The organism is Bradyrhizobium nivariense (genome assembly GCF_029846695.2).
GTDB lineage: Bacteria > Pseudomonadota > Alphaproteobacteria > Rhizobiales > Xanthobacteraceae > Bradyrhizobium.
In genome coordinates this window covers 214,092-234,437 of record NZ_JARWCR020000004.1, presented here as the reverse complement: position 1 = coordinate 234,437, position 20,346 = coordinate 214,092, and the positions used below count along the sequence as shown (strand labels likewise).

19 protein-coding genes and 1 pseudogene are annotated in these 20,346 nt (G+C 59.7%); 8 read left to right on the top strand and 12 right to left on the bottom strand.

All coding sequences use genetic code 11. The features are described 5' to 3' along the window. Positions 1 to 110: 110 nt before the first annotated feature. The 5 genes from QCM77_RS05865 to QCM77_RS05845 all read right to left on the bottom strand — a co-directional run bounded on the left by QCM77_RS05865 (position 111) and on the right by QCM77_RS05845 (position 8,953). Positions 111 to 1,535, bottom strand: coding sequence for an Orn/Lys/Arg family decarboxylase (locus QCM77_RS05865; protein WP_279682345.1), 1,425 nt, complete (start codon positions 1,533 to 1,535; stop codon positions 111 to 113). A 317-nt stretch (positions 1,536 to 1,852) separates the two neighbouring features. Further along, the gene (locus tag QCM77_RS05860) at positions 1,853 to 5,389 is read right to left on the bottom strand and encodes a hypothetical protein (RefSeq protein ID WP_279682343.1); all 3,537 of its coding nucleotides are present in this window, start codon (positions 5,387 to 5,389) and stop codon (positions 1,853 to 1,855) included. 641 nt (positions 5,390 to 6,030) lie between these two features. After that, positions 6,031 to 7,080: a hypothetical protein gene (locus QCM77_RS05855; RefSeq protein WP_279682341.1), complete on the bottom strand. Its 1,050-nt coding sequence runs from the start codon at positions 7,078 to 7,080 to the stop codon at positions 6,031 to 6,033. 78 nt (positions 7,081 to 7,158) lie between these two features. Then, positions 7,159 to 7,722, bottom strand: coding sequence for an RNA polymerase sigma factor (locus QCM77_RS05850; RefSeq protein ID WP_279682339.1), 564 nt, complete (start codon positions 7,720 to 7,722; stop codon positions 7,159 to 7,161). Beyond that, positions 7,712 to 8,953 carry an alpha/beta fold hydrolase gene (locus QCM77_RS05845; protein ID WP_279682338.1) on the bottom strand — a complete coding sequence of 414 codons (1,242 nt, stop codon included), beginning with the start codon at positions 8,951 to 8,953 and terminating at the stop codon, positions 7,712 to 7,714. Before QCM77_RS05845 ends, QCM77_RS05850 begins: the two co-directional genes overlap by 11 nt. A gap of 513 nt (positions 8,954 to 9,466) precedes the next feature. On the opposite strand from QCM77_RS05845, the gene QCM77_RS05840 reads away from it, so the two are divergent. Genes QCM77_RS05840 through QCM77_RS05830 form a run of 3 tightly spaced genes read left to right on the top strand, consistent with a single transcriptional unit; the run spans position 9,467 to position 10,771 of the window. Beyond that, on the top strand, positions 9,467 to 9,991 hold the full coding sequence (locus tag QCM77_RS05840) for a hypothetical protein (protein ID WP_279682336.1): 525 nt from the start codon (positions 9,467 to 9,469) through the stop codon (positions 9,989 to 9,991). 27 nt (positions 9,992 to 10,018) lie between these two features. Next, on the top strand, positions 10,019 to 10,315 hold the full coding sequence (locus QCM77_RS05835; RefSeq protein WP_279682334.1) for a helix-turn-helix domain-containing protein: 297 nt from the start codon (positions 10,019 to 10,021) through the stop codon (positions 10,313 to 10,315). Between the two features lie 39 nt (positions 10,316 to 10,354). Further along, positions 10,355 to 10,771: a BP74-related protein gene (locus QCM77_RS05830; RefSeq protein ID WP_279682333.1), complete on the top strand. Its 417-nt coding sequence runs from the start codon at positions 10,355 to 10,357 to the stop codon at positions 10,769 to 10,771. Positions 10,772 to 10,810: 39 nt separating this feature from the next. Here QCM77_RS05830 and QCM77_RS05825 read toward each other — a convergent pair whose 3' ends face one another. Continuing rightward, positions 10,811 to 11,164: a helix-turn-helix domain-containing protein gene (locus tag QCM77_RS05825; RefSeq protein WP_279682332.1), complete on the bottom strand. Its 354-nt coding sequence runs from the start codon at positions 11,162 to 11,164 to the stop codon at positions 10,811 to 10,813. Between the two features lie 114 nt (positions 11,165 to 11,278). Between QCM77_RS05825 and QCM77_RS05820 the strand changes: the two genes are divergently transcribed. Then, positions 11,279 to 11,875, top strand: coding sequence for an HD domain-containing protein (locus tag QCM77_RS05820; protein WP_279682330.1), 597 nt, complete (start codon positions 11,279 to 11,281; stop codon positions 11,873 to 11,875). A gap of 100 nt (positions 11,876 to 11,975) precedes the next feature. Beyond that, entirely contained in the window at positions 11,976 to 13,346 is a 1,371-nt protein-coding gene (locus QCM77_RS05815) for a hypothetical protein (RefSeq protein ID WP_279682328.1), read from the top strand. Positions 13,347 to 13,348: 2 nt separating this feature from the next. Here the strand turns inward: QCM77_RS05815 and QCM77_RS05810 are convergent, their stop codons facing one another. Further along, positions 13,349 to 14,038 carry a DUF7002 family protein gene (locus QCM77_RS05810; protein ID WP_279682326.1) on the bottom strand — a complete coding sequence of 230 codons (690 nt, stop codon included), beginning with the start codon at positions 14,036 to 14,038 and terminating at the stop codon, positions 13,349 to 13,351. Beyond that, positions 14,035 to 15,636 (bottom strand): adenylosuccinate synthetase, encoded by a 1,602-nt coding sequence (locus QCM77_RS05805; protein WP_279682324.1) that lies wholly within the window; start codon positions 15,634 to 15,636, stop codon positions 14,035 to 14,037. Before QCM77_RS05805 ends, QCM77_RS05810 begins: the two co-directional genes overlap by 4 nt. 384 nt (positions 15,637 to 16,020) lie before the next feature. On the opposite strand from QCM77_RS05805, the pseudogene QCM77_RS05800 reads away from it, so the two are divergent. Both QCM77_RS05800 and QCM77_RS05795 read left to right on the top strand, forming a co-directional pair. Then, positions 16,021 to 16,823, top strand: a pseudogene (locus QCM77_RS05800) (DUF2130 domain-containing protein); the annotation flags it as partial. Further along, positions 16,744 to 17,313: a DUF2130 domain-containing protein gene (locus QCM77_RS05795; protein ID WP_462804295.1), complete on the top strand. Its 570-nt coding sequence runs from the start codon at positions 16,744 to 16,746 to the stop codon at positions 17,311 to 17,313. The pseudogene QCM77_RS05800 and the gene QCM77_RS05795, both read left to right, overlap by 80 nt. Positions 17,314 to 17,379: 66 nt before the next feature. Here QCM77_RS05795 and QCM77_RS05790 read toward each other — a convergent pair whose 3' ends face one another. The 4 genes from QCM77_RS05790 to QCM77_RS05775 are packed head-to-tail and all read right to left on the bottom strand — an operon-like array spanning position 17,380 to position 19,802. After that, on the bottom strand, positions 17,380 to 18,267 hold the full coding sequence (locus QCM77_RS05790) for a HesA/MoeB/ThiF family protein (RefSeq protein WP_279682321.1): 888 nt from the start codon (positions 18,265 to 18,267) through the stop codon (positions 17,380 to 17,382). After that, positions 18,254 to 18,772 (bottom strand): hypothetical protein, encoded by a 519-nt coding sequence (locus QCM77_RS05785; RefSeq protein ID WP_279682319.1) that lies wholly within the window; start codon positions 18,770 to 18,772, stop codon positions 18,254 to 18,256. Before QCM77_RS05785 ends, QCM77_RS05790 begins: the two co-directional genes overlap by 14 nt. Beyond that, positions 18,769 to 19,098, bottom strand: a complete 330-nt coding sequence (locus QCM77_RS05780; protein WP_279682317.1) for a hypothetical protein — start codon at positions 19,096 to 19,098, stop codon at positions 18,769 to 18,771. Before QCM77_RS05780 ends, QCM77_RS05785 begins: the two co-directional genes overlap by 4 nt. Next, positions 19,095 to 19,802 carry a multiubiquitin domain-containing protein gene (locus QCM77_RS05775; RefSeq protein WP_279682315.1) on the bottom strand — a complete coding sequence of 236 codons (708 nt, stop codon included), beginning with the start codon at positions 19,800 to 19,802 and terminating at the stop codon, positions 19,095 to 19,097. Before QCM77_RS05775 ends, QCM77_RS05780 begins: the two co-directional genes overlap by 4 nt. 154 nt (positions 19,803 to 19,956) lie before the next feature. Here QCM77_RS05775 and QCM77_RS05770 point away from each other — a divergent pair, with 154 nt between their 5' ends. Continuing rightward, positions 19,957 to 20,346: an antitoxin Xre/MbcA/ParS toxin-binding domain-containing protein gene (locus tag QCM77_RS05770; protein ID WP_279682314.1), complete on the top strand. Its 390-nt coding sequence runs from the start codon at positions 19,957 to 19,959 to the stop codon at positions 20,344 to 20,346.

The following is a 20,346-nucleotide window of genomic DNA, read 5'->3' as shown; positions in this document are numbered from 1 at the left end:
GCCGGATAGGGATCGACACCCCGGTCCCGCAAGGCCTTGATACGGGTCAGCCGCACCGACGTTTCGCTGTTCGAGTTGTTGAGCGTTGTCATGTTCATTTCAGCTTCCTTTCAATGTCCAGTGGTTTCGGCGACGACTTCGATAGGGCTCTCGTCCAGGCGACCCGCGACACCCTTGAGGCGTCCTCCGGCCCGCTCGACGGCGAAGAGGTAGTCCGCGACTTCGCGCGTGATCTCCTCTCCGAGACACAGGATGGCCTGGCCAGGGGGATATGCACCGATGGTCTGCGCAGCGACGCGGCCGACCGCTTCGGAAAGGAGCACTTGCTCCGCCGGCGCCATCAGGGCATCGCGAGGGTTCATGGCGCGCGGCGGGCGCAAAGACGGAACACGAAGATGACCGGCGTCGCGGCCACGTTCGGCGGTCTCGACCGCGTGCCGAAACAGATGCGCGAGCGCAACTGCCGACCCCGCGTGCTCGGGTCCGAAGAGCAACAGTACGGTGTCCCGTGTTGCCATCTCGATGTCATTGTCCGCCCCGCCCAAGGCCTGAAGGATCTGAAATCCGCTCACGCCCGTTTCGCGAACGTTGATCAGAACATGGCAGGGATCGCCGCAAATGCCGGAACCAAGGTGCTCGGCGCGAACCACCCGGCAGCCCTGGTAGTTGTCGACCAGCATTCGAAATTGGCTTGCCGAATTTGCGGCCGCTCGCCAAGCTTGGCCGCCGGCGTCCGAGCGCAGAGCTTCCAGTCCCACCTGGACCGAAGCCGGCAGGAAGTAAAGCGGGCTGGTGGTCATCAGACCGAGTTCGCCGGCCTGCCTGAAGTAACGCGCAAGAATCGGATCGTTGAAGTTTGCGACGCTCGATTGGGAGAGGCCGAGGCCCTTCTTGTGCAGCGAGACGACGCACGCATCGGCGCCACAGGCTATCGCAGACTGGGGAAATGTACCGCATTCCAGCAGTCCGTGCAGTGCGCCCCACGCAGCATCGACGATGAGAAATGCGCTCCGCCTCTTGCAGACGGCCGAAATTGCCCGAAGATCGGGGCAATAGCCGTCGTAAGTGGGCGACACGATCCAGACCGCATGCGCGCCGGTGGCGTGCAACCGTTCATCGACCTGGGTCGGGGATAGCGGAATAGTCACGTCGAGATCGGAATCGTATTCGCGATGAACGAACTCGACATCGAGTCCGGCGAGCGCGGCGGACCCCAGCGCGCTTGCATGCGAATTTCGATCAAGAACTACCTTCAAAGGCAGCTTCTCGAGCGCGAGCCGCCTCGCCAACGCGATCCCAAGCCGATTGTTCGCGACCGAACTTCCGGCTTCGACGAATTGCGATTCCGCCGCGCCGTATGCGGTCGCGAGAGCGACATTGACCTCGGCCAGTTTCCCGAGGAGCTTGGGATTGGACCCGCTATTGTCCAGGACGCTGAGGATGCCGAAGAAGTTCCTTTCGATGCGGCGCATGCAATCCATGTCGTGATCGGAAAGCGTGGCGAGCGCCGCCCATGACGGCGGATCGAGCAGCAACCGGTACGCTTCGCCAAAAACATCGGCGAGGCGCTCCGCGGGGGACGTCGACAGGAGAGACAGGTTCATTGTTCGTCCCCCTTCGCCAGCAGACTCTTCAGGGGGGTGCAGAATCGCGTTCTTCCGACCGACGTGAGAAGAACGGTGTAGATCGACGCCTCTCGATTAGGCGCGGGTGTCGTGACCGGTGAGACGCGGGCGGAAGAGCGGTGTTGCGAAATCATCGAAGTCTCCTTCCTGCTTGAAGCGAACGCAGGAAGGATGATGCACGCCGGAAGGACCGACTCCAGCCGATGCAGTTTCAGTACGATGATTTGCTAGGCCATACTCTCGGAGACGATTGGATCGCTCTGAATCGGTCTCGTGTCCTCGGGGTCCGCCAGGATTGCTTCCAACCGCTGCTTCAGGACATCGGCTTCGTAATGGAAGCGATGAAAATGGATCGCCTTCATGTGGTCCATGACGATATCGAGATCGCCAACAATATGACGCACCATATGGCGCATCTCCGCCGCATCGACATTCCGCAGCCTCAGAAGCCGCAGCCATATCTCGAAGTAGCGGAAGACCATTCCGCAAGGAAGGAACAACGCTTTACGCGAGCCGACCAACCATCGGAAGGACCCCAGGCTCTGCTCGGCGAGTTCCACCAGTTCGTCGACCAAGGGCGCTCCATCGGTGTCGTATCCTTGCTTCAAATCCCGAATGTGGTTCCAGAAGTCGTCCGTCGGCGGTGCCCCGGCTTCGTACCGCAAGGTCAGCAGGGCAGCCTCCAGAAGCGTCTTCGTGTGGAGGGTACAGAATTCCATCGACAGCTCGATGTTGGCTCCGGGCCTGAGACGTACAGACTCGGTGGGTTTCAACAACTCCATGGCGTTCAGGTATTGGCCCCTGGCGGCTGCCAGTCGCGCCTGATCCATCCGGACCCCGAGCCGGTCTGCTGCGTCGAACGCGCCTATCCTCCGAACGTTGAGCGCCAGCAGGTCCTGGGCCCTCTTCAACTCCTCGTCGTCGCCGCGGACAATAAGCGGCAGCGGCAAATTCAGGCCATTCGGCAATCTGAGGTCTGGCTGGTCCTTGATCCACTGCCGCCTTCGGCTGCAATCGACGTAGAAGGCGATGGACGCTCGGGCGCAACGCCCCCCCAGTATTCTGCCGACGCCGCTCTCATCTCCCAACTTGTCCGCCAACTTGGCTTCGGCTGCCAACACTTCATCGAACGCCTGACGCGCTCGGCTTGTCAGTCCCATCATGTGGTAGGCTTCGCCCAGTCGCGCCACGATCTTCGCCCGCGCGACCACCATCTCCGCGGTTACGTCTGGTTGGTCTTGAAACCTCCCGGCCAAAACCTTTGTTATCCGGTCGACAACCTCGTCATATGATTGTTCCTGCTCGCCTTCCGATCGCCGTCCGGCGCTGGGAGCCTCGAGAAGTCGTTCCCTCTCCGACTTCTCCCACGGTCTCATAGGCAACGATACGTCCGGATTTCCACCTCCGTACAGGCCGGCATCGATTTCGGCCCTCAGGATCCGAAATGCTTTGGTCGCGTCCGGACCGGCGGCGTCCGCATCCAGTATCTGCTCTGCCATTCTGCCCGCCGTCCTCAGGAGGTCGAAGCGTTGTACCCGCAACGATGCCATGGCGATGCCGGTCAAAAGCGGCAGCAGCCTCTTGCCGGGAAAGGCCTTTTTAATCTGCCTATACAAGTCGTCGGACGGACGCTCGGAGTCTCCATCCTCTTCCCAATGAAGTCGCCTGTCGGCAAGCCTCAACCAAGGTCGAGATGGGTCGAAGAGAGGGAGCAAAAGCCTCAGTCGAAGGCTCGGATCGTCCAGCTCCGAAAGAAGACGGTAATCGGCGCCTTCCAGGTAGTCCGTGAACCATCGCTGGTACGCGTACCGCAACACGGTTATCGCGTCGGGTCTCGGAGCATCGCGGCGATCCAAGCTCGGTAAAATCCGAGCCTCGGATGACCACGTGCTCTCATCCTTGCGGTCGGTGGAGCAATCCTCCGGGTCGATGGAAGCGATCAGGGCGTCAAATGACTGCAAGTCGCGCGCCAAGGCGCTCCTGGCATTCGCGAAACCTCCGACGGTCTTGAAGGTGCGGGCTTGCTCGGCCGCCTCTCTCGCCACGAGCCACAGGCATTCACGTGCCATATCGTCGTCATGTTCGAACCAGGTCGACATGACATGTGTGCGCCAGCCTTGATCCATGAAGATCAGATCCTCCATGGTCGGCTTTCGCCAGCCATGCTGGCCGAGGTCGAGTTGTCTGGCGCCGATCTGGACGAAGTCGGAAAGGCGTTGCGCGACCTCTTGCACCTTTTGCTCGGTCGATAGCATTTCAATCCAGGGCACATCGCGTTGAGCCAGTGCTTTGGCCATTCGGACTACGACGCTGGTGCGGAGACCGTCGAAGCTCGAAGCGACAGCGCCGAGCAGAAAGCGCTCGTGAGGTTCGAGGAGATCCACCCAGACGATGTCCAGTATTTTCCAATCTTCGTTGTTCGCGAGGCTTCGCTCGACGCGCAGCCGGAAGCCTGACTGCTTACGACGGAGATGCGACAGCTTCTTCGCTATGTACGCGAGCTGGTATGTTATCCCGCTCACCTTGAACGACGAGGAGGACGTCTCATCGACTTCCGACGCTTCTCTCAAAAATTTTAGATCCCGGTTGATCAGCAATCGCCGGGGCAACCGGAACACCTCCGGCCGGATCCCCCGACGCGAAGCTTCTTCCTGCATTGGGCCGAACTTGTCATGATCGTGAGCGGTCAGGACGACCCGTGTCTCGTGATTTCCGGAAAGCAGATGGCTGACTATTTCCGCGACGCGATCGTGATGAAGGCTTCGCACCAATTCGTCGCTTTCCATCGGCGCGACGTCGGCCAAGATGACGCAAGCCGGCTGCCTTTTGCAAAGGCGCTGGACATGCTCCACCTTGGCGGCGACGGTCAAGCCCTCGTCGCCCTCGGGCGTTTTCACTGCGCTGGGATCTCCATTCCGGAAGAATTGGAAGACCTGGTCTACGAAATCGCCGGGCGCCAACTCGTCCAGCGCGAGCGCAAGCACGGGAATATGAGACCCGCTTTCCAGCTTCAATAGCTTTCCATTTCGGAATCTCTTGCACAGGTACCTGAGACTTGTCTTCTTGCCGGAGAGATGGGGGCCCGCGACAAGGATAAGCCTCGCTCCATCCAAACCGCGCAACTCATCATGTATTTGGTTCGCCATCTGCTCGAGCGGCGCCGGCGATGCGGCTTGAGGCTCGGCCGCGAATCCCGGCCCCAAGATGGAAGCGAACGGCGGCCTCGCCCGGTAGGTTTCGGGAGCCGCCGGCCGAAGGCTGCCCAGCACAAGTTCCAAGCAAGCCGACGGTGAGATGTGACGCTGCTTCAATACGTGGTCGATCGCAGCGCCTTCCCTGTCCCTGCTCCCGAATTCGCGGATGGCAATGCCAGTTGCGGCTTCGGCGACCGCCTCCCTCTCTTCTGCATCGGGCGTGATCGTGCCTCCACGGAGGTAGTTGTTGAACGTGATCGTATCCCAATCAGCGGTCACGACCTTCGTTGTCCCCTTGCCGGCGCCCTTCTGAGGAAGGGCTCCCTCCATCGCTACTACCAGCTCGTCGCAAAATGCAGTTCTCTTCTTCAGCTGCGGAATAACGAGTTCGAGGGCTCTTTCTATAATCAAGGTACGCTTGAAGGCCGAAAACGCGCCGGATAAGTGGTCATCCCGCCACCACTCCTCGTGCTCCTCGAAAGTTTCGCTTTCGAGTTCACGCAGCTCCTTGTCGAAGGATTCGACCTTCGGGTGCTTTCCCGGCTTTTTGTGACGCTTAGCGTACGCCATTCTGGCTCCCCAATTCTTAGGCTTTCAGACTCCGCTGGTTTCGTCACCGAAACAAGCCAATGCAGCGCGGATGCAGAATTATGCGGTCGCTCCCCGCCTGTCGGGAGTGAATCCGGTCGGCATGCGAGCGCGACGGGAGACAAAACCTATTTCTTCGGTCGCAATCCGGGTGGACGGTGTCCAAGTAGTTCTGGCAGGCGGCTCCTGCGATATTTCGTTTCGGTCGCTCATGGATTTCGAGTTTCCGCGGCTTCCATATGCCGAGACCGAAACAGGCCCCCCGAACACCGCAGGCCGGCGGATGCTCAAAACGCCTCGTTGCAATCCGTCCCGCGCAATGCGCAAGTGCAGCGACCACGGAATTCAGCCAGTAGGTGGATCAGATAGGGCGCAAGGTATTCCGGTGGGACGATCGCCGTCTTGAACGCAAAACGACGAGTTGTCGCCGGGGGCCGCGGGCGCTGTCGATTGACCAGCCATTTTGGCCTCGGGCGCGGATGTGTCGATCGGTCTGGCACGCATAGGGTCTCCTCACCTCCGACGCCCAGGTCGAGGCCTAGTTATTCGGGTGTCTGGCGGAAGGCTTGATCCTGCGCCGGCAAGCGATCAGGGGAATGCCTTCGAATAGGTCGAACCTAGGCCTAGTACCGCGCCGCGCTCTCGATCGGAAATATCCGAGCAGCATTGCTCGTCTTTTCGGGCACTAGAGCCATGACGTTCTGCAGGTTCTCAATTTTGTTGTCAGGTGGAGGAAGACTCGCCGGAAGTTCTCTGCTGGACGTCAGAACCTTCCTGTCTCCATTTGACTGATACTGCAGCTTGCCTTCGTAGACCTTCGCCAAATATCGACGTGTCCCTGCAGGTAACTCCCAATATATCTTGTAGTATCCATTATCCGTCGTTGCTACGAGGGTTCCCGATTTTTGCTGCTTATCGAAAGCCACCCGCTCTATGAAGCCTCGTTTCGTGGGATTTTCCGCGATGGTCGCCAACAGATGATACTGGGCGGAAGTAATTCCGTCATATCCCTCGACAAGATGGAAAATTGACTGCGCCAGTACGATGCCGACGACGAGGCTGCAGATGCCGCCCATGACGAGGCCCGACCACGCTCTTGTAGATGGCAGACCCGTTGCGAGAAGCCAGGTCAACAGCAAGGTGCACGCTACGATACCTAGGACGATAGCCGCTACGGCGGGCATCTTGTCCCTGAGCAATCCGAACAGGATTACGTCGCTTTTACTCGTGAACGCGAGACCGACCAACATCATTAGGAGAAACACGAGAATGGGCGCGGTATAGCGCGTCGCTGTCATCACGGGGTGCTGCGGTCGTGGAGGCGGCTGCTTGGGTTCGCTCGCAGCGTCTTTGATCGCATGGCCGAACACATCGTCGAACCAACGAACCGGAGGATCCGCCACTTCGATCATCGCCGCACACATCGCGCACGTCTCTATGTGAGACGCACGATCGTCCGTGAGATCGCCCGTGAAGAACCGATCGACCTCACTTGGATCGAGACACGTCGGGGTGGGGTATTGCGATTCGCGCAATACTTTATGATCATGCTCTCGAAGCTGATCAAGTCGCAGGTTCAGCCGCTTGGCGCGGGCCGTGAGGACGGCTTCCATGCGGGTTTTTCCTTCGGGACGCACCAAGGCGTCCGGTTCGGCTTCTTCGATTCTCGTCATAGGGACTGCTCCAACCGGTACTTAGAGAAACCGCTTGGAGCGCCGGTTTATTACAGCATTCCACAAAATTAAATTACTTCACGATTTCAATAGCTTATCTAGCTTGCGGCGAATTCGATGCACCCTCACGGCAGTGGCGGAATATGCGAGCCCGAGTTCGCCCGCTATTTCGCGAATTGTGAGGCCGACTACGAGGCGCTTCAAGATTTCGTTCTCGTCCTTCGAAAGATCCTCTTGGGCAAGGCCCATCACTTCTTCGAATAGCAGACGTTGATCGGCCGGATTGAGTTGGACCCATTCATCGGCCCTTCCAAATTTCGACACGGCCTCCTGGATACGGTCCGAATGTTGATTTTTTCGGGCGATGTCGTTCGCCACATTCACTGTCATCCGCCATACGTACGCCTTGAACTCTTCTGGCTCGTTGATTTCGACGAACGGCTTCATCTTCAGAAGTCGCAGAAAGACCTCCTGTGCCGCATCTTCCGCCGCGGTCCTGTCCCTGAGACGTCGCCAGGCTATCGCGGTGACGAATGGCCACAACCGGTCGTAGACGGAGCGCCATGCGGTCTCGTCGGCAGGCTGTGCCGCCAGCCGTTTGAGACCTTGTGAAAGAACCTCTTCCCTTCGATCAGAGCTCATTTTCGCCGACGATCTGTTCGATATAGGAGGCGATCGCAATGTGCGGATGAAGGGAGCGGGCTACTCGTTCGTTCAGCGGGTTGTTTTGGGAAAAATGCTCCCTGTCCGCGTCCGACACCATATTGTGCAAACCGAATTTTACCTGTTCCGCCAGCGTCGAGACCAATGGTGCAGTTGGCTTCCACCGCAGATGCTTGACCCGGGCGGCAATCTCACTTCTTACGTAAGCCTCCAGGGTGCGGCCGCCGGTCCAGGAGTAGGTGCGCTCCCATATCGCATCGATCAACAGCTCTGCTTCGCGATAAAGCCCGTTCGCGTGATGCTGGGCTGCTAGGTCACAATCGTCGACGAACGAAATGAACTCCTCCACTTCCAAATTCCAAAGGAAGGGAAGCCACAACGAACGCGCATGATTCCGGGTCAAGAACTGGTCGCGATGCCCGAAGTTGCGCAGACGAACGTTATGGACGACGGCTTGATTTTCAGCGGTGCATCGTGTGCACGTTTCCATGGGCCCCTGAACGGAGTGCACGTCTGCGCCTTCAAGAAATCCGCGGTTTCCCGCGGTTCCCACATCTCGGACGAATAGTCGTATGAGTCCGATTGCCCGGACCACGTTGTCCGATAGTCCACACTCACTGCGAACCTTGCGGATACTGCTTTTTCGTTCCCTCAGGATGCTCGACCAAGGGAATGAACGCGGCAGTATCGCGCCAACCAGAACAACGTTCTCGACTCGAAAGTCCGGAAACTTGTCGAGCGTTCGTCCAATGAGATATGAGCCGAAACTGTGGGCGATGACGTGGGGCCGGCGCAATGCCCTGACGTCGACGTCAGCCCTGAGTTCCTCTGCGGTAGCAGATCGCTTCATATATGAGTAAAGGAAGCCGGATGCCACTACTCCCGCTACGGCGGCTACCGCCCAGAAGCTTAGGGCGATCGCATGGAGGGAAAGAGGCCAGCTGAGTTTGACGAGGCCGATTTTGAATATACCTACGCTCAGGATCGCGATCACGAGGGCAATCACCGGCGACCAAGGGTAGATTACAGCCCTCACCACGCCGTACTTACCTTCGTACCCGCCATATTTGTACGGATGACAGTCGAAGTGCGGTGTCATCAATATCTGCAATTCGCGCTGCCAAACACCGTCCGAATTCGCGCCGTGCACGGTAAGCAACGCCGGTTTCCGCCGAACATTCCGATCGTCCGGCGGCTTCTCTTCTGTCATGTGAAGCCCCCACAGCCGCTCCTACCCCGATGAATGAGGGATCGCTGGGGGTGTGTCGCCTAGGGAATCTACGAGGTCCAACAGTTGCTTCGAGCCGGAGACGAGAGGCGATGTGTCGCTTGCTCCCGATTTGAGGGTCCAATCGATGCTCGGCGGATGGCGTGGCGACGCACCCCTCTTTTCCCACCTGCGACGGCTGCGGACCAGGAGGCGTTGGCCCCTGCAAGTGCTCCCGGGGCTTATCCTAGAGGACAATCGCTGATCGGCCGTGTCATCCTTAATGCACAGCTTGCGCGACCATGGAGGATACTATGTCTAGCGGAGGACCCCAGACGACGATCCGGTTCGGCCGGCTGCGAAGGCGGTAAAGCCGAAGGGAAGAAAGGGCTCGGACGGAGGCGGCACCGGTGATGGCGCCAGCGCTTGCAACATTGTCGAACGAACAGAAGTCAATTCTCCGGATCGCGGATGGACTTGAGGCAGCCAGTAGCGTTGCAGCGAGAGCGGGTACTGTTGACTTCATATCCGAATTGCCTGTGCCGGAAGCGGCGGCGGCAAACCATTTTCTCCACCTCGGAAGACTTTCTGCCGGTCGCAGTTGCCCATCAGGAGTCGGATACCGCTGAAGAGCAGCATCAGGCCGAGGCCGAATACCGGAATGGTGAGGATCCCGTAGGCGATCCTGAAGAAGCCGGTCTGCGATCAGATATTGTGGCGGTCGACGACGGCGAGTCCGTCGGCTCTCAATCCCCAAAGTTGGCACCTCAATGTGTTGTTGCTGTTGAACAAGCAGTCCACGTAAAAATGTCCGCTTTGCCCGAGTTCGAGGACAGCGCCGATGTCGTTGCAGACGGCAACCTTCTCGATCAACGTTCGCCGCCCCGAAACGTCGGTTATCGCGATGTAGGCGTAGATCATGACATTATTGTCGAAAACGTTTTGACCCAGCGCCGTCACCGTACCTTCAACCTCGAACAGATTCATGCTGATCCTCCTGCTGAACCGCCCGAACTTAGCGGTTTGCGGGTAAATATATGATAAATCACATAGACCAGAATCGACGTATTGCCCGACCGTGCCCCTATGGCACGGTCGGGATTCGAAAAGAGATTTCCAACGCGGGATTCGGTAGCCACCAAGGCTCTGGCTGCGAACGTCCGGCGGATCAGGAAGGAAAAAGGATGGACGCAGGACGTCCTGGCCGCCGAGATCGACGTCGAGCAGGGCTTCATCAGTCGAATCGAGAATGGGCGCGCGAACCCCACTCTTCTTGTTCTCGAAACGCTCGCGACGACGCTGGAAGTGCGGGTCGAACAGCTGTTCGAGGTTCAAGCGAAGTCGAGACGCGCCAAGGATCGTTAGGGAGGCATCTCAATGGCTAACAGGATGGCAAAGCTATTGATGGTTGCGGCCGGCTTGGCCGCATGTGGAGCAACATACGCTCAGCAGCCCTCGCCCGAGATCGCGCGCTTCACATTCCGTCAGATGTCCCCCAAGAAGGAGCTGAAGCACTTCGCTTTCGAGGTCCGCGGCAAAGCGGGGATCGACGAGTTGCGGGCCGCACTTGCCAACCCATCGAACGCCAAACGTCACGTTTCCGGTGTCATCGATCAGCACAAGGCGACCTATAATCCAGAATGGTCGTTCCATCTCATCCCCGAGACGGTTCGCCTGTTCGAGATGCAGATTGAAGTTTGCGACGCCAACGTCACCTACGTCGAAGAGCATCTCGACGAGGTAGGCGGAAGCTTCCTGCCCAAATCGTTCTGGTGCCCCTGGTCTTCGGAGTTAGAGTCCGAGATCCCCGTCCGCCCTTGATCCACCTGGCGTAGCGACGTCGACGGCTTGGCTATCGTCTCACTTCCGTCGTGCACTGCGCATTGCTGCCATGCCTCCCAACACTGACACCAGGAGATCGGCGTCCTCTGGAGTGCCGTCCCACACCGCAAGCGCACTTTCCATGATGCGCTTCTTGGCAAACTCGTCCTCGCGCGAAGGAACGAAAAATCGCATGGGATCAATTCCCAGATGTATGCAAATTTGCATTACATTATGGCTTACGCCTTTGAAGTCGCCAGCCAGCACCCTGCTGATTTGGCTTTGATCAACCCCGCAAGATTGCGCAAACTGCGTGGTTACCAGCTTTCTAGCCTCCATCCGGGCTTGTATCTCTCCCACGAGCGCCCGCTTCGATTCGCTTGCTAATTTCATGCAAATCTGCATAAATTGGAATATACGATTTTGCAACCTTGTTCAAAGAGGCGTGTGTGGCAGACGCGGTCGATGGAACAACACCGGATTTCCGGGTTATAGTCGGAGGGCTTTATGGCGTGGGAAGCGAATAAGGTGATTGCTGTCAGGATAGATGTTGGACCGTCGATCATGCTCCAAAGCGGAGCATGGTTCGATTTCGCTGCGCCGCACGCCAGCCCCTTCACCATCGAGGACATCGCGCACGGGCTTGCGCACATCTGCCGGTATTCGGGACAGTGCAATGGCTTCTATTCGGTTGCGGAACACAGCCTGTTGGTGAGCGAGACGGCCACCGGCTTTGAGTTGGAAGCATTGATGCACGACGCGGCGGAGGCCTTTCTCGGCGACATCACGCGGCCGCTGAAGCAGATGCTTCCCGAGTACAAACGGATCGAAGGCGAGGTGGAGCGAGCGATCTTCTCCCGGTTCGGCATTCAGACACCAATACCTCGCGAGGTGAAGCAGGCCGACCTGCGCGTGCTCGCCGCCGAACAGCGCCAGATCATGCCTCGAGGAACGGACGACTGGCTGCGTGGACAGGATGTCGTCCCGGCCCCCATCGTCGTCCGCAATTTGCCCCCGGTAGAGGCGAAACGGGCTTGGCTCGAGCGCTACGAGGCGCTGTATCCCTTGCGTTCGAGAGTCAATAGCCTTCGATCCGCCCGGTGAAATGCGGTGATATCCGCGCAGCGCGCTGGACGTAGCGGGCGCCCGCCTGTAGCACCCGCGTTAGTTTAGTTCTCGATCATGTTCGCGACGAGGTCTTACAATGTCGCTCAGAAAAGACCAATCGCTCGATGAACTCGCGAGGATCGGCAACGTTGCACAGTTCATAAGTTATTCGCCCGGCGGGACGCTTCCTCTACAGCAGTACTGCCGTGTCGCGGGTTACGAGCCGAACCATTCGTTCGATTCCGTTCGTGGGGGACTGGTCAGTCTCATCGAACGCAGCCCTGAAGGCACAATCAACCTCCGCAGCTTCACTCCGGATAGTCCGCGCAGCAGGGATTTCCACTACGGCCTGGCGAATGTCGACGAAGCGCAATCCCTCCTCGCTCGGATGTCGGCGGAAGGCTTGTTCGTCATCGCGAACGAGACGGTGGACATTTCCGATGGCGGCGTTTCGGGCGTAATCCAAGGAGGGGTCGCGGAATTCGCTCCGGACGACACTCCGCGATGCGTCGAGAAGGAAGGCACCGCGTCCATGCCGTCCGACCTGGCGCGAGCGGTCATCCGCATCGTATTCGGCTTCGAACCCGAAACGGTGGCGGCCGATCGCGGCCGCTTGGAGTTCAGCATCCATCCGAAACCCCGCGGCTGGCGCCGGACGCATACCCTGATGTGGGAATACGAAGGCACGGAATCGGCGCCGGCGCGACCAGCCATGAAGTGGCCGAACAGGTTCAGCCAGCACATCGGCGACAAGACGTTCGGGCTTCTCGTTGCCCACGCGATAGGTTTGCCCGTCCCTCGCACGACCTGCTTCGCGAGAAGGGTCGCGCCCTTCACGTTCGGCCAGGATACCGCATCTCGCGAGGTATGGACCCGAACGTGTCCGAGAGAGCAGGAACCAGGCCGTTACACGACCGTCAAAGGCTGGACCGATCCTTTCAAGCTACTTGCGATCGAGGATCCGCAAGGCACCGCCATCCCGGCGGTACTCTGCCAAGCCGCCGTCCCGGCGACCTATTCGGGTGCCGCGATCACGGACGCTAACGGTCAAGTGGTCATCGAGGGTACCGCCGGCGAAGGCGACCATTTCATGCTCGGTCGCAAGGTACCGGAGAAAATTCCGACTTCTATTTCTGCCGACGTCCACGGACTCTACGAACACGCGAAGGCGGCTCTGGGTCCCGTACGGTTCGAGTGGGTTCACGACGGCTCTCGAGCGTGGATCGTCCAGTTACACAAAGGCGCGACGGACAGTGCAGCATCCACCATCGTGCCGGGCGACGCCCACCGTTGGGAGGTCTTCAAAGTTTCAAGGGGATTGGAAGCCTTGCGCGGCTTCCTCGATCAGCTTCCGGGCGACGTCGGGGTCCGCATCGAGGGTGAAATCGGACTTACCAGCCACATCGCCGACCTGCTGCGAAAGGCACGGCGGCCGGCTCGGATCGACAACCCCGCGCTAACGCGCTGAATTCAGGGACCGTCTGCGGAATTCGTTCCCTTCCGGCGCCAAAGCTCGGTGTGCTTGCCATTGTGGATCGAATGCACAGCTATCGCGTGATCCCTGATGTCGGACACGCCTCCGAGAACGGTGAGTTCGACGATCGTATTTTGGAGCGTCCGCGTTTTCCGCCTTTTCTCGAACGGGAAGTCCGATATCGGGAGAAATGTATCGAGCCCCCGGGGTGCCGGATTGTAAATAGTGGCGCCACTGTTGATCGGGCTCAATCTGACGCGCTCCCGGTTGGCGCCGACCAGGCTCGCCGTGTCCAGCGTCAAGACGGTCTGCGGTCGGTCCCGGTAGGCTCTTGCGTCCAGCAGCCCTCTGAGCTTTTCCTTCGAGAGCCAGAAGAAGACGCGTGAATTGAGCGTCTTAAACCATTCCGCCGGCGTGGTGCCGTCGGTCAGGCATTTTTCGAGAGCGGATGCCGTCATCGGCTTCTGGTCGCGTACGATTGCATGCGGCAACCCATCGGACGCGATCAGGACCGATTCCGGCCGTCTTGCAGCTTCGAGTTCGCGCCGAGCTTTGCCGGTGTATCCGTAGAGATCTAGCAGCGACGACGTCGAAAGGAGACCGTGCTTGCGGATCGAATCCCAACTGCCGTCCTCGGCCATGTGCCATAGACGCGGATAATGGCGGAGCAGATCTTCTTCCTTCAACGCCAGTTCCTCCGGTCGATGACGCCAAAGCGTTCGAAGCGAGTCGAAATCAGCGACACGGGGGCGTTGGCGACGCGTTCGACGTCGGCGACGAAGGCCCTGGTTTCGTCCGTGAGCTGCTCGAAGCGCCGAGCCTGGCGATTTTCGACGCTGATGTAGTCGGAGAACGACAGCGCGATGTCGGTCGCGCCGTTCATGACGGCAGAGCGTCTAAGCTGCTCCCAATCGAATTCGGCTACCCTCCTGGGGTTGCCCGACACCGATCCGATCTCCTTTTCCTTGAGCTCTGCGGCCGGGATGCCGGAACGGTCGGCGATCTTGTCGAAGTCGATCACGATGCCCATCGGCCCCGAAGCGCCGCCGACACGGATGGGATATCTCCTGACCACCATGACGATCCTTCGCACCCGTGTGGGCGCCACGCCGGCATCCGCCAGACAACCCGATGCGGTCGTCTCTCGCGCCGTCACATGCGGATAATGTCCGTGATGCAGGCTCAATCCCGTTCCCTGCGTGCCCTCGATCATGATCCGCGTTCCGTTTGCATAGGCATTCTCCAGCTCGCGCTGCACGGGCTTCACGTAGGGAGCCAAGTCAGTTTGATTTTTGGCGAGCCGGACCTTTGGCCCCAGCATCGGATTGTCGCTGCGATTCAGAATCTTGCGCGCGAGTGCTGCACCGGCGCCCTGCTTGGTCGAGCCGATCGCCCCCAAGCCACCGTCCTGACCTTCGAATTCCCTGTCCCAGTCCTCGATCACCATCGCCTGCTCGTCGATGACCAGCCGATCGGGCGTCAGACCGCACTCCTTGATCTCCTTCAATATTCGTTCAGGATGGATCGTAGAACCTGCGGCGATTAATATCTTCGCCCTGTCGTTTGACTGCGTACCTGACGGAAGTTGTCGATAGTTGTACGGCGGAAAAGCCACCTGATGACCGGCATTTGGCCCGCCGACACGGACCATAACGCCGTATCCCTTGGCAATGTGGGCGCAAACGTGCCCCTTGCCCTCGCTGCCATATTGACCACTGATGATCACATCGACCAGCGGTTCAGCGACCGACGGGAAAAGACCCAATCCCACGACCGCGCGCGCCAGCAATGATGACGGCTCGCACCTCCAGTTTTCCACGACGCGATCTGCGATGCGGCCGAGAAGCCAGACCCCGCTTTCGGTGGAATCGGCCCGAACCTGATCGTATTCCATGCCGGTGTCGGCGACCGAACCGCGATCTTCGTAGCGCTGCTTGATAACCTCGTATGGCGCGGTCACATGCATATGCACGAATTTCTCGCCGAACGTTTCTCTCAAGTGTTTGACCTGGTCGGCGGTCCTGACGGAGTCGACGAGGACGATCTCCTTTTCGCCGTGCACACCGAGATGGTCGACCACGCCGTCACGAACCCACGTGCCGCCGGTCTGGACGTCCAGGCGCTTGCCGGCCTCAATCAGTTCAGAGCGCTCGTTTTTGGTCCCGGCATCGATAAGCAAGGTGCGCGTCGAGATCCGATAGGCACCGAAACGCCGTTCCAATTCGCCTGCAAGCGCCGACTTACCGACCGCAACCGGCCCGGATATCGCGATGACGTATCTCACAAGACCTCCCTCCCTCGTCGTGGCGACGAGGACGAATCCCGACTTTTCATCTCAAGCTGATTAACGGGCGGGCAGTACCTGACAAGCTAGGCATTCTCCGAGGTCCGCCAAGGCGTCTCCTGCCCTAATGAACACAAAACTTTTGGTAGCAAATCAATGGGTTGCGCCTCCGCTCGACCGTCGCTCAAGTTCTAGCCATTGAATATATGTTCCCTATATGTTCTCATGCTGAGTGAGATGATACGGCGGGATCCGCAGCGAAGCGAACGAGCGCGCCGCCGAGCTGGATAGAGGTGTGGACATCGCTTCCATGCCGCGTCGCAGAAATGGCGAAGCAGCCCATACCGGGTCTAATCCCGCAACGGATCGAACGACGGGGGAATCATGACCTTCACAGCCACGGTAACAGAGGCGCACGAACCGGTGGTTCGATGCCCCAACTGCAGTCACGACATAAGGCTGACCGAGTCATTAGCGGCCCCCCTGCTGGAGGAGAATCGCCGGCGCTTTCAGGAGCAGATGGCGCATAAGGACGCGGAGATCGCCCGCAAGAACGAAGTGCTGGTCAAGGAGCGGGACGATCTCGCAAAGGCGCGCGATCAGGTCGAGGACCAAATAAAGCAACGGCTCGCCGTTGAGCGGAATCATTTGGTTGCAGCCGAGGCGAAGAAGGCGCGGGAGGCAGCAGCCATCGAACTCCAGGCGAAGTCCGCCGAAGCCGCCGAACTTCGCAGAACGCTCGAGGCCAACAACGTCAAGCTCGCCGAGGCCCAGAAGGCGCAGGCCGACGTATTGCGAAAACAGCGCGAACTCGATGACGAAAAGCGGGAAATCGACCTAACCGTGGAAAAGCGGGTGCAATCCTCCGTCGAGGGCGTCCGGATCAAGGCCCGGCAAGACGCCGATGATGCGGCCAAGCTGCGGATTTCGGAAAAGGACCACACGATCCAATCCATGACCCGAACCATCGAGGAGCTCAAGCGCAAGGCCGAACAGGGCTCCCAGCAGACGCAAGGCGAGGTGTTCGACTGGAACTTGAGGAGATCCTTCGCGGCAGGTTCCCGACCGACATAATCGAACCGGTCGCCAAGGGAGAGTTCGGTGCTGATGTGGTACAGCAGGTCAATGGCGCCGGCGGGCAGCCGGCCGGCATCATTCTTTGGGAAACCGAACGTACCAAAAACTGGAGCGATGGTTGGCTCGCCAAACTGCGCGAGGACCAGCGCCGTTGCAGCGCCGATGTCGCGCGTCTCTCACGCCCTTCCCAAAAACGTCGAGTATTTCGATCTTGTCGACGGAGTGTGGGTCGCTCATCCCCGTTGCGCCCTTCCCGTCGCGGTATCGCTGAGGCAGGCGCTAATCGCCGTGTCTAACACGAGGCTGGTCCAGCAAGGACAGCAGACCAAGATGGAGCAGGTCTACAACTATCTGACGGGTACGAAATTCAAGCAGCGCGTCGATGCCGTCATCGATAAGTTCAACGACATGCGGGACGACCTCGATAAGGAACGCAAGTTCATGAACCGACAATGGGCGAAGCGCGAAACGCAAATACTCTCCGTCGTCGAGTCGACCGTCGGAATGGTCGGGGACCTGCAGGCGATCGCCGGCAAGGCGATGCCCGAGATCCCCAGCCTGGATCTTCCGCTCCTTGAGATATCTGACGCGGCCGAATGATGGAGCGCCGAGATGCGTCTTGCCCAAGAAATTGGCAGACGCAGTCCCGGCGTACGCATCGCTCGCTCAGATAACGGTGCTCGTCCACTTGCGGACCGAGCGCATGATCCGCTCCACCCATCGGTAGCCCTGCCGGTCGCTGGCCATGAGCTTGCGGATGTCAAAGGTCATGTCGCCGACGGCCGCACTCGGGTAATGCGTGCAGGAAGCCGACCAGCGCCGAAATCGTTCGGTCTCGGTGACCAAGCCGGAATTGCCGTCGTACGAGAGATAGGCGCCTGGCCTGGCCCGTCGACTCCAGGGCGTCACCATCTGCACGACCAGCCCGACCGCCAGCGACGCGAGCACACCGTTCGACCACACCACCTGCGGTCGTCCGCCGGCGGCACCATACTTACGGGACTCTTCTGCCAGCGCCGCATCGGTGACGATTCCCATGCAGCGCAGGCACGGGCTGCCGGGCTCGGACAGCACCACCTGGCCCGCGACCAGGTGGCCGTGGCCGCCGCCCAATTTGTGCACGTCCATTCCCTGATCGATGTACGGTATCAGGAAGCGTCGGCAGAAGGCATCAAGTTCGTCCTTGCCGCGCACGTTGTCGAGACCGCCCACGATGACCTCGCAGCGCTTCAGCGCATCGCCCGCAAGCTGCCACTGCTTGCAATGAATCTCGACGCGGGCCTTCGGATTGATCGCAAGGATCATCCTTTTCATGATCGCGACCTTTGCGGTCCGCTTCAACACGTACCACCAGGTGCCCCCGATCAGTCTGTTGTGGTTGGTCAGCGAGATGTGGTCCCCGTCCGCCAGCACGAAGTGGCCGACTCCGGCGTGCGCAAGCTGCTGGGCGACGTGCGAATTGCCACCACCGAGCCCAACCAGGCCGACGGTCATCTCGGCCAGCCGCTGCTCGCTGTTGGCGCCGAGAAAGCTCTGACGATCAAGCCAGCTCATATTTCGCACTCCATTGCTCGACGATCGGCTGATCGATGCGGATGAAGCGATCGATCGACACGGAAGGTTTGCCGGCCTCGAGCCAGAGAAGGCCGGTCGCGCCGTTGTTGCTCAGCACCAGCAGCCCGTGCGGCATCTTCGGGCATGAATGGAAGAACCCCGGCACGAATTTGTTGCCGCTCTCGAGGTCCACCCCGCTGAATCCGGGAAGGCCGCGACCGCCGTGGGTATGGACATGCAGAAGGGCCGCGGCTGGTCGATAGGCCGCCTGCGCAGCCTTGCGCATTGCGTTGGAGCCGATCCGTGCGCCGACCTTGGGATCGACCTCGTAGTCCTCGTCGGCAACCGGCATGTATTCGCGAACCAGCAGCATCAGGCCGCCCGGCACCGCGGCCGCACCTGCGGTCAAGAAGCCGACGCGCTCGTGTGCGAAAAAGTGGAGCCGAGCGAGGTCGCGCCGGACCAGATCCAGCAGCGAACCGGTGATTTTAAGTGCTACTTTCATTGGAGCTGTCCCAAGTGGATGGCGAGGATCTCGGACCACGGCAGCGCTGCCGGCACGTTGTTGAACGACATCGTGTGCCAGGCGCGGCCCATGATCTGGTGCGCGGTCCAATTCTGGCCGCGGTTCGGAAAGGCCTGCGACAGGAACAGCCGCGTGGTGTAGCTGGCGTGGTTGCGGGGACAGAGCAGACCATCGACGGTCACTTTTCCCCCATTGTGCTGTACCGGCATGCTCGGCAGGTAGACGAGGGGCTGTCCCCCCTCGTCCCAGATTTCGGCGCGGCGGTTGATCCGCCGCAGTGCCGCGAGTTGGAGTTCAGCGGTCACGAAGACTGTCCCACCGGCGGATGGGAGGCGAACTCCATGCCGTCCTTGACCTTGAGGCGTTCGCCCGGCGCCATCTCGCGGAAGACGCCGTCGGCACCGATGAAGTCCAACTTGTAGCCGGCAGGAACGCCGAACACCGTCATCAGTTCCTCGGTGGTGTAGACGCGGCGCTCGAGTTCGAACTCGGCATCGCCACCGTAGATCACCGTCACCGTCTTCTTGCGGTGCCGTAGCTTGAAGCGTTCGGCACCGCCACCGCCGATGTCGACGACGTCGTCATCATCGAAGACCTGGTCGACGCCGGGACGCTCGAGCGACAGGGACTGATCGTCGCCGGCGCCGGCGAGGAACTTGATCTGCGAGGCGAGCAGCTTCGCAAGCGGCCATTCCATCGCCAGGCCCTCGACGAAAAAGCGGTGGATGTCGCCGCCCTTGATGACGAAGAAACGGCCGACGTTGTTCTTGTCGAGGTCGGAGGTCTCGGTGGGGCGGAGCGTTTCCAGTTCACAGGTCGCGAGGTGCCGCAGCACGACGTAATCCTCGACCGGGTGCTTGCCGGCAGCCATGCAGACTTCGGCCCCGGTGACCTTGGCGTCGTCGAACGCCACCGTGTGGAACTCGAATTGGTCGTCACCGACCTCGGCTTTGAACGAGCGGGCCCGCTGGGCCATTTCGCCGCCGGGGATCTTCAACACCGTATCCATGCGTCTTCTCCGTCTCATGCGCCCGGACAGGCGTCGTTTGGCTTGACGAAATCCCGGAAGAGACCGATGATTCCGAATCAGTCCGTATTGGGACTATATTTAATGGGACTAAAATTGTAAATCAAGTCCCATTTGGCACAAACCGAGGAGCCCTATGGACATCAGCAACCGGACAGAGACAGCACAGCAGCCACAAGGACCACGCCCATCAACACTCGATTTCTTCTTCAAACTTGCGGAGATCTGGGATTTGAGCACTGATCAACAGATCAAGTTGCTGGGATCGCCTGGCCGCTCGACCTACTTCCGTTGGCGCAAGGACGGCGGCGACGTTTCTGCGGATACCCTCGAGCGGATTTCGCATCTGGGATCCGTCTACAAGGCTCTCGGCATCCTGCTCGATTCGCCGGAAGCCGCCGTACGCTGGATCCGCCAGCCAAACCGGTTCTTCGAGGGGGCATCTGCCCTCGACATCATGCTCACCGGCAATCTGAGCGACATCATCAGGGTACGACAGTACGTCGATGCCCAGCGCGGAGGCTAA

Bases quoted from the DNA above. Each gene is read 5' to 3' on its own strand.
- QCM77_RS05850 (WP_279682339.1), bottom strand. From the start codon at position 7,722: ATGAGCTCTGATCGAAGGGAAGAGGTTCTTTCACAAGGTCTCAAACGG.
- QCM77_RS05855 (WP_279682341.1), bottom strand. From the start codon at position 7,080: ATGACGAGAATCGAAGAAGCCGAACCGGACGCCTTGGTGCGTCCCGAA.
- QCM77_RS05795 (WP_462804295.1), top strand. From the start codon at position 16,744: ATGTGGTACAGCAGGTCAATGGCGCCGGCGGGCAGCCGGCCGGCATCA.
- QCM77_RS05845 (WP_279682338.1), bottom strand. From the start codon at position 8,953: ATGACAGAAGAGAAGCCGCCGGACGATCGGAATGTTCGGCGGAAACCG.
- QCM77_RS05825 (WP_279682332.1), bottom strand. From the start codon at position 11,164: ATGAAATTAGCAAGCGAATCGAAGCGGGCGCTCGTGGGAGAGATACAA.
- QCM77_RS05815 (WP_279682328.1), top strand. From the start codon at position 11,976: ATGTCGCTCAGAAAAGACCAATCGCTCGATGAACTCGCGAGGATCGGC.
- QCM77_RS05820 (WP_279682330.1), top strand. From the start codon at position 11,279: ATGGCGTGGGAAGCGAATAAGGTGATTGCTGTCAGGATAGATGTTGGA.
- QCM77_RS05790 (WP_279682321.1), bottom strand. From the start codon at position 18,267: ATGAGCTGGCTTGATCGTCAGAGCTTTCTCGGCGCCAACAGCGAGCAG.
- QCM77_RS05860 (WP_279682343.1), bottom strand. From the start codon at position 5,389: ATGGCGTACGCTAAGCGTCACAAAAAGCCGGGAAAGCACCCGAAGGTC.
- QCM77_RS05785 (WP_279682319.1), bottom strand. From the start codon at position 18,772: ATGAAAGTAGCACTTAAAATCACCGGTTCGCTGCTGGATCTGGTCCGG.
- QCM77_RS05770 (WP_279682314.1), top strand. From the start codon at position 19,957: ATGGACATCAGCAACCGGACAGAGACAGCACAGCAGCCACAAGGACCA.
- QCM77_RS05830 (WP_279682333.1), top strand. From the start codon at position 10,355: ATGGTTGCGGCCGGCTTGGCCGCATGTGGAGCAACATACGCTCAGCAG.
- QCM77_RS05775 (WP_279682315.1), bottom strand. From the start codon at position 19,802: ATGGATACGGTGTTGAAGATCCCCGGCGGCGAAATGGCCCAGCGGGCC.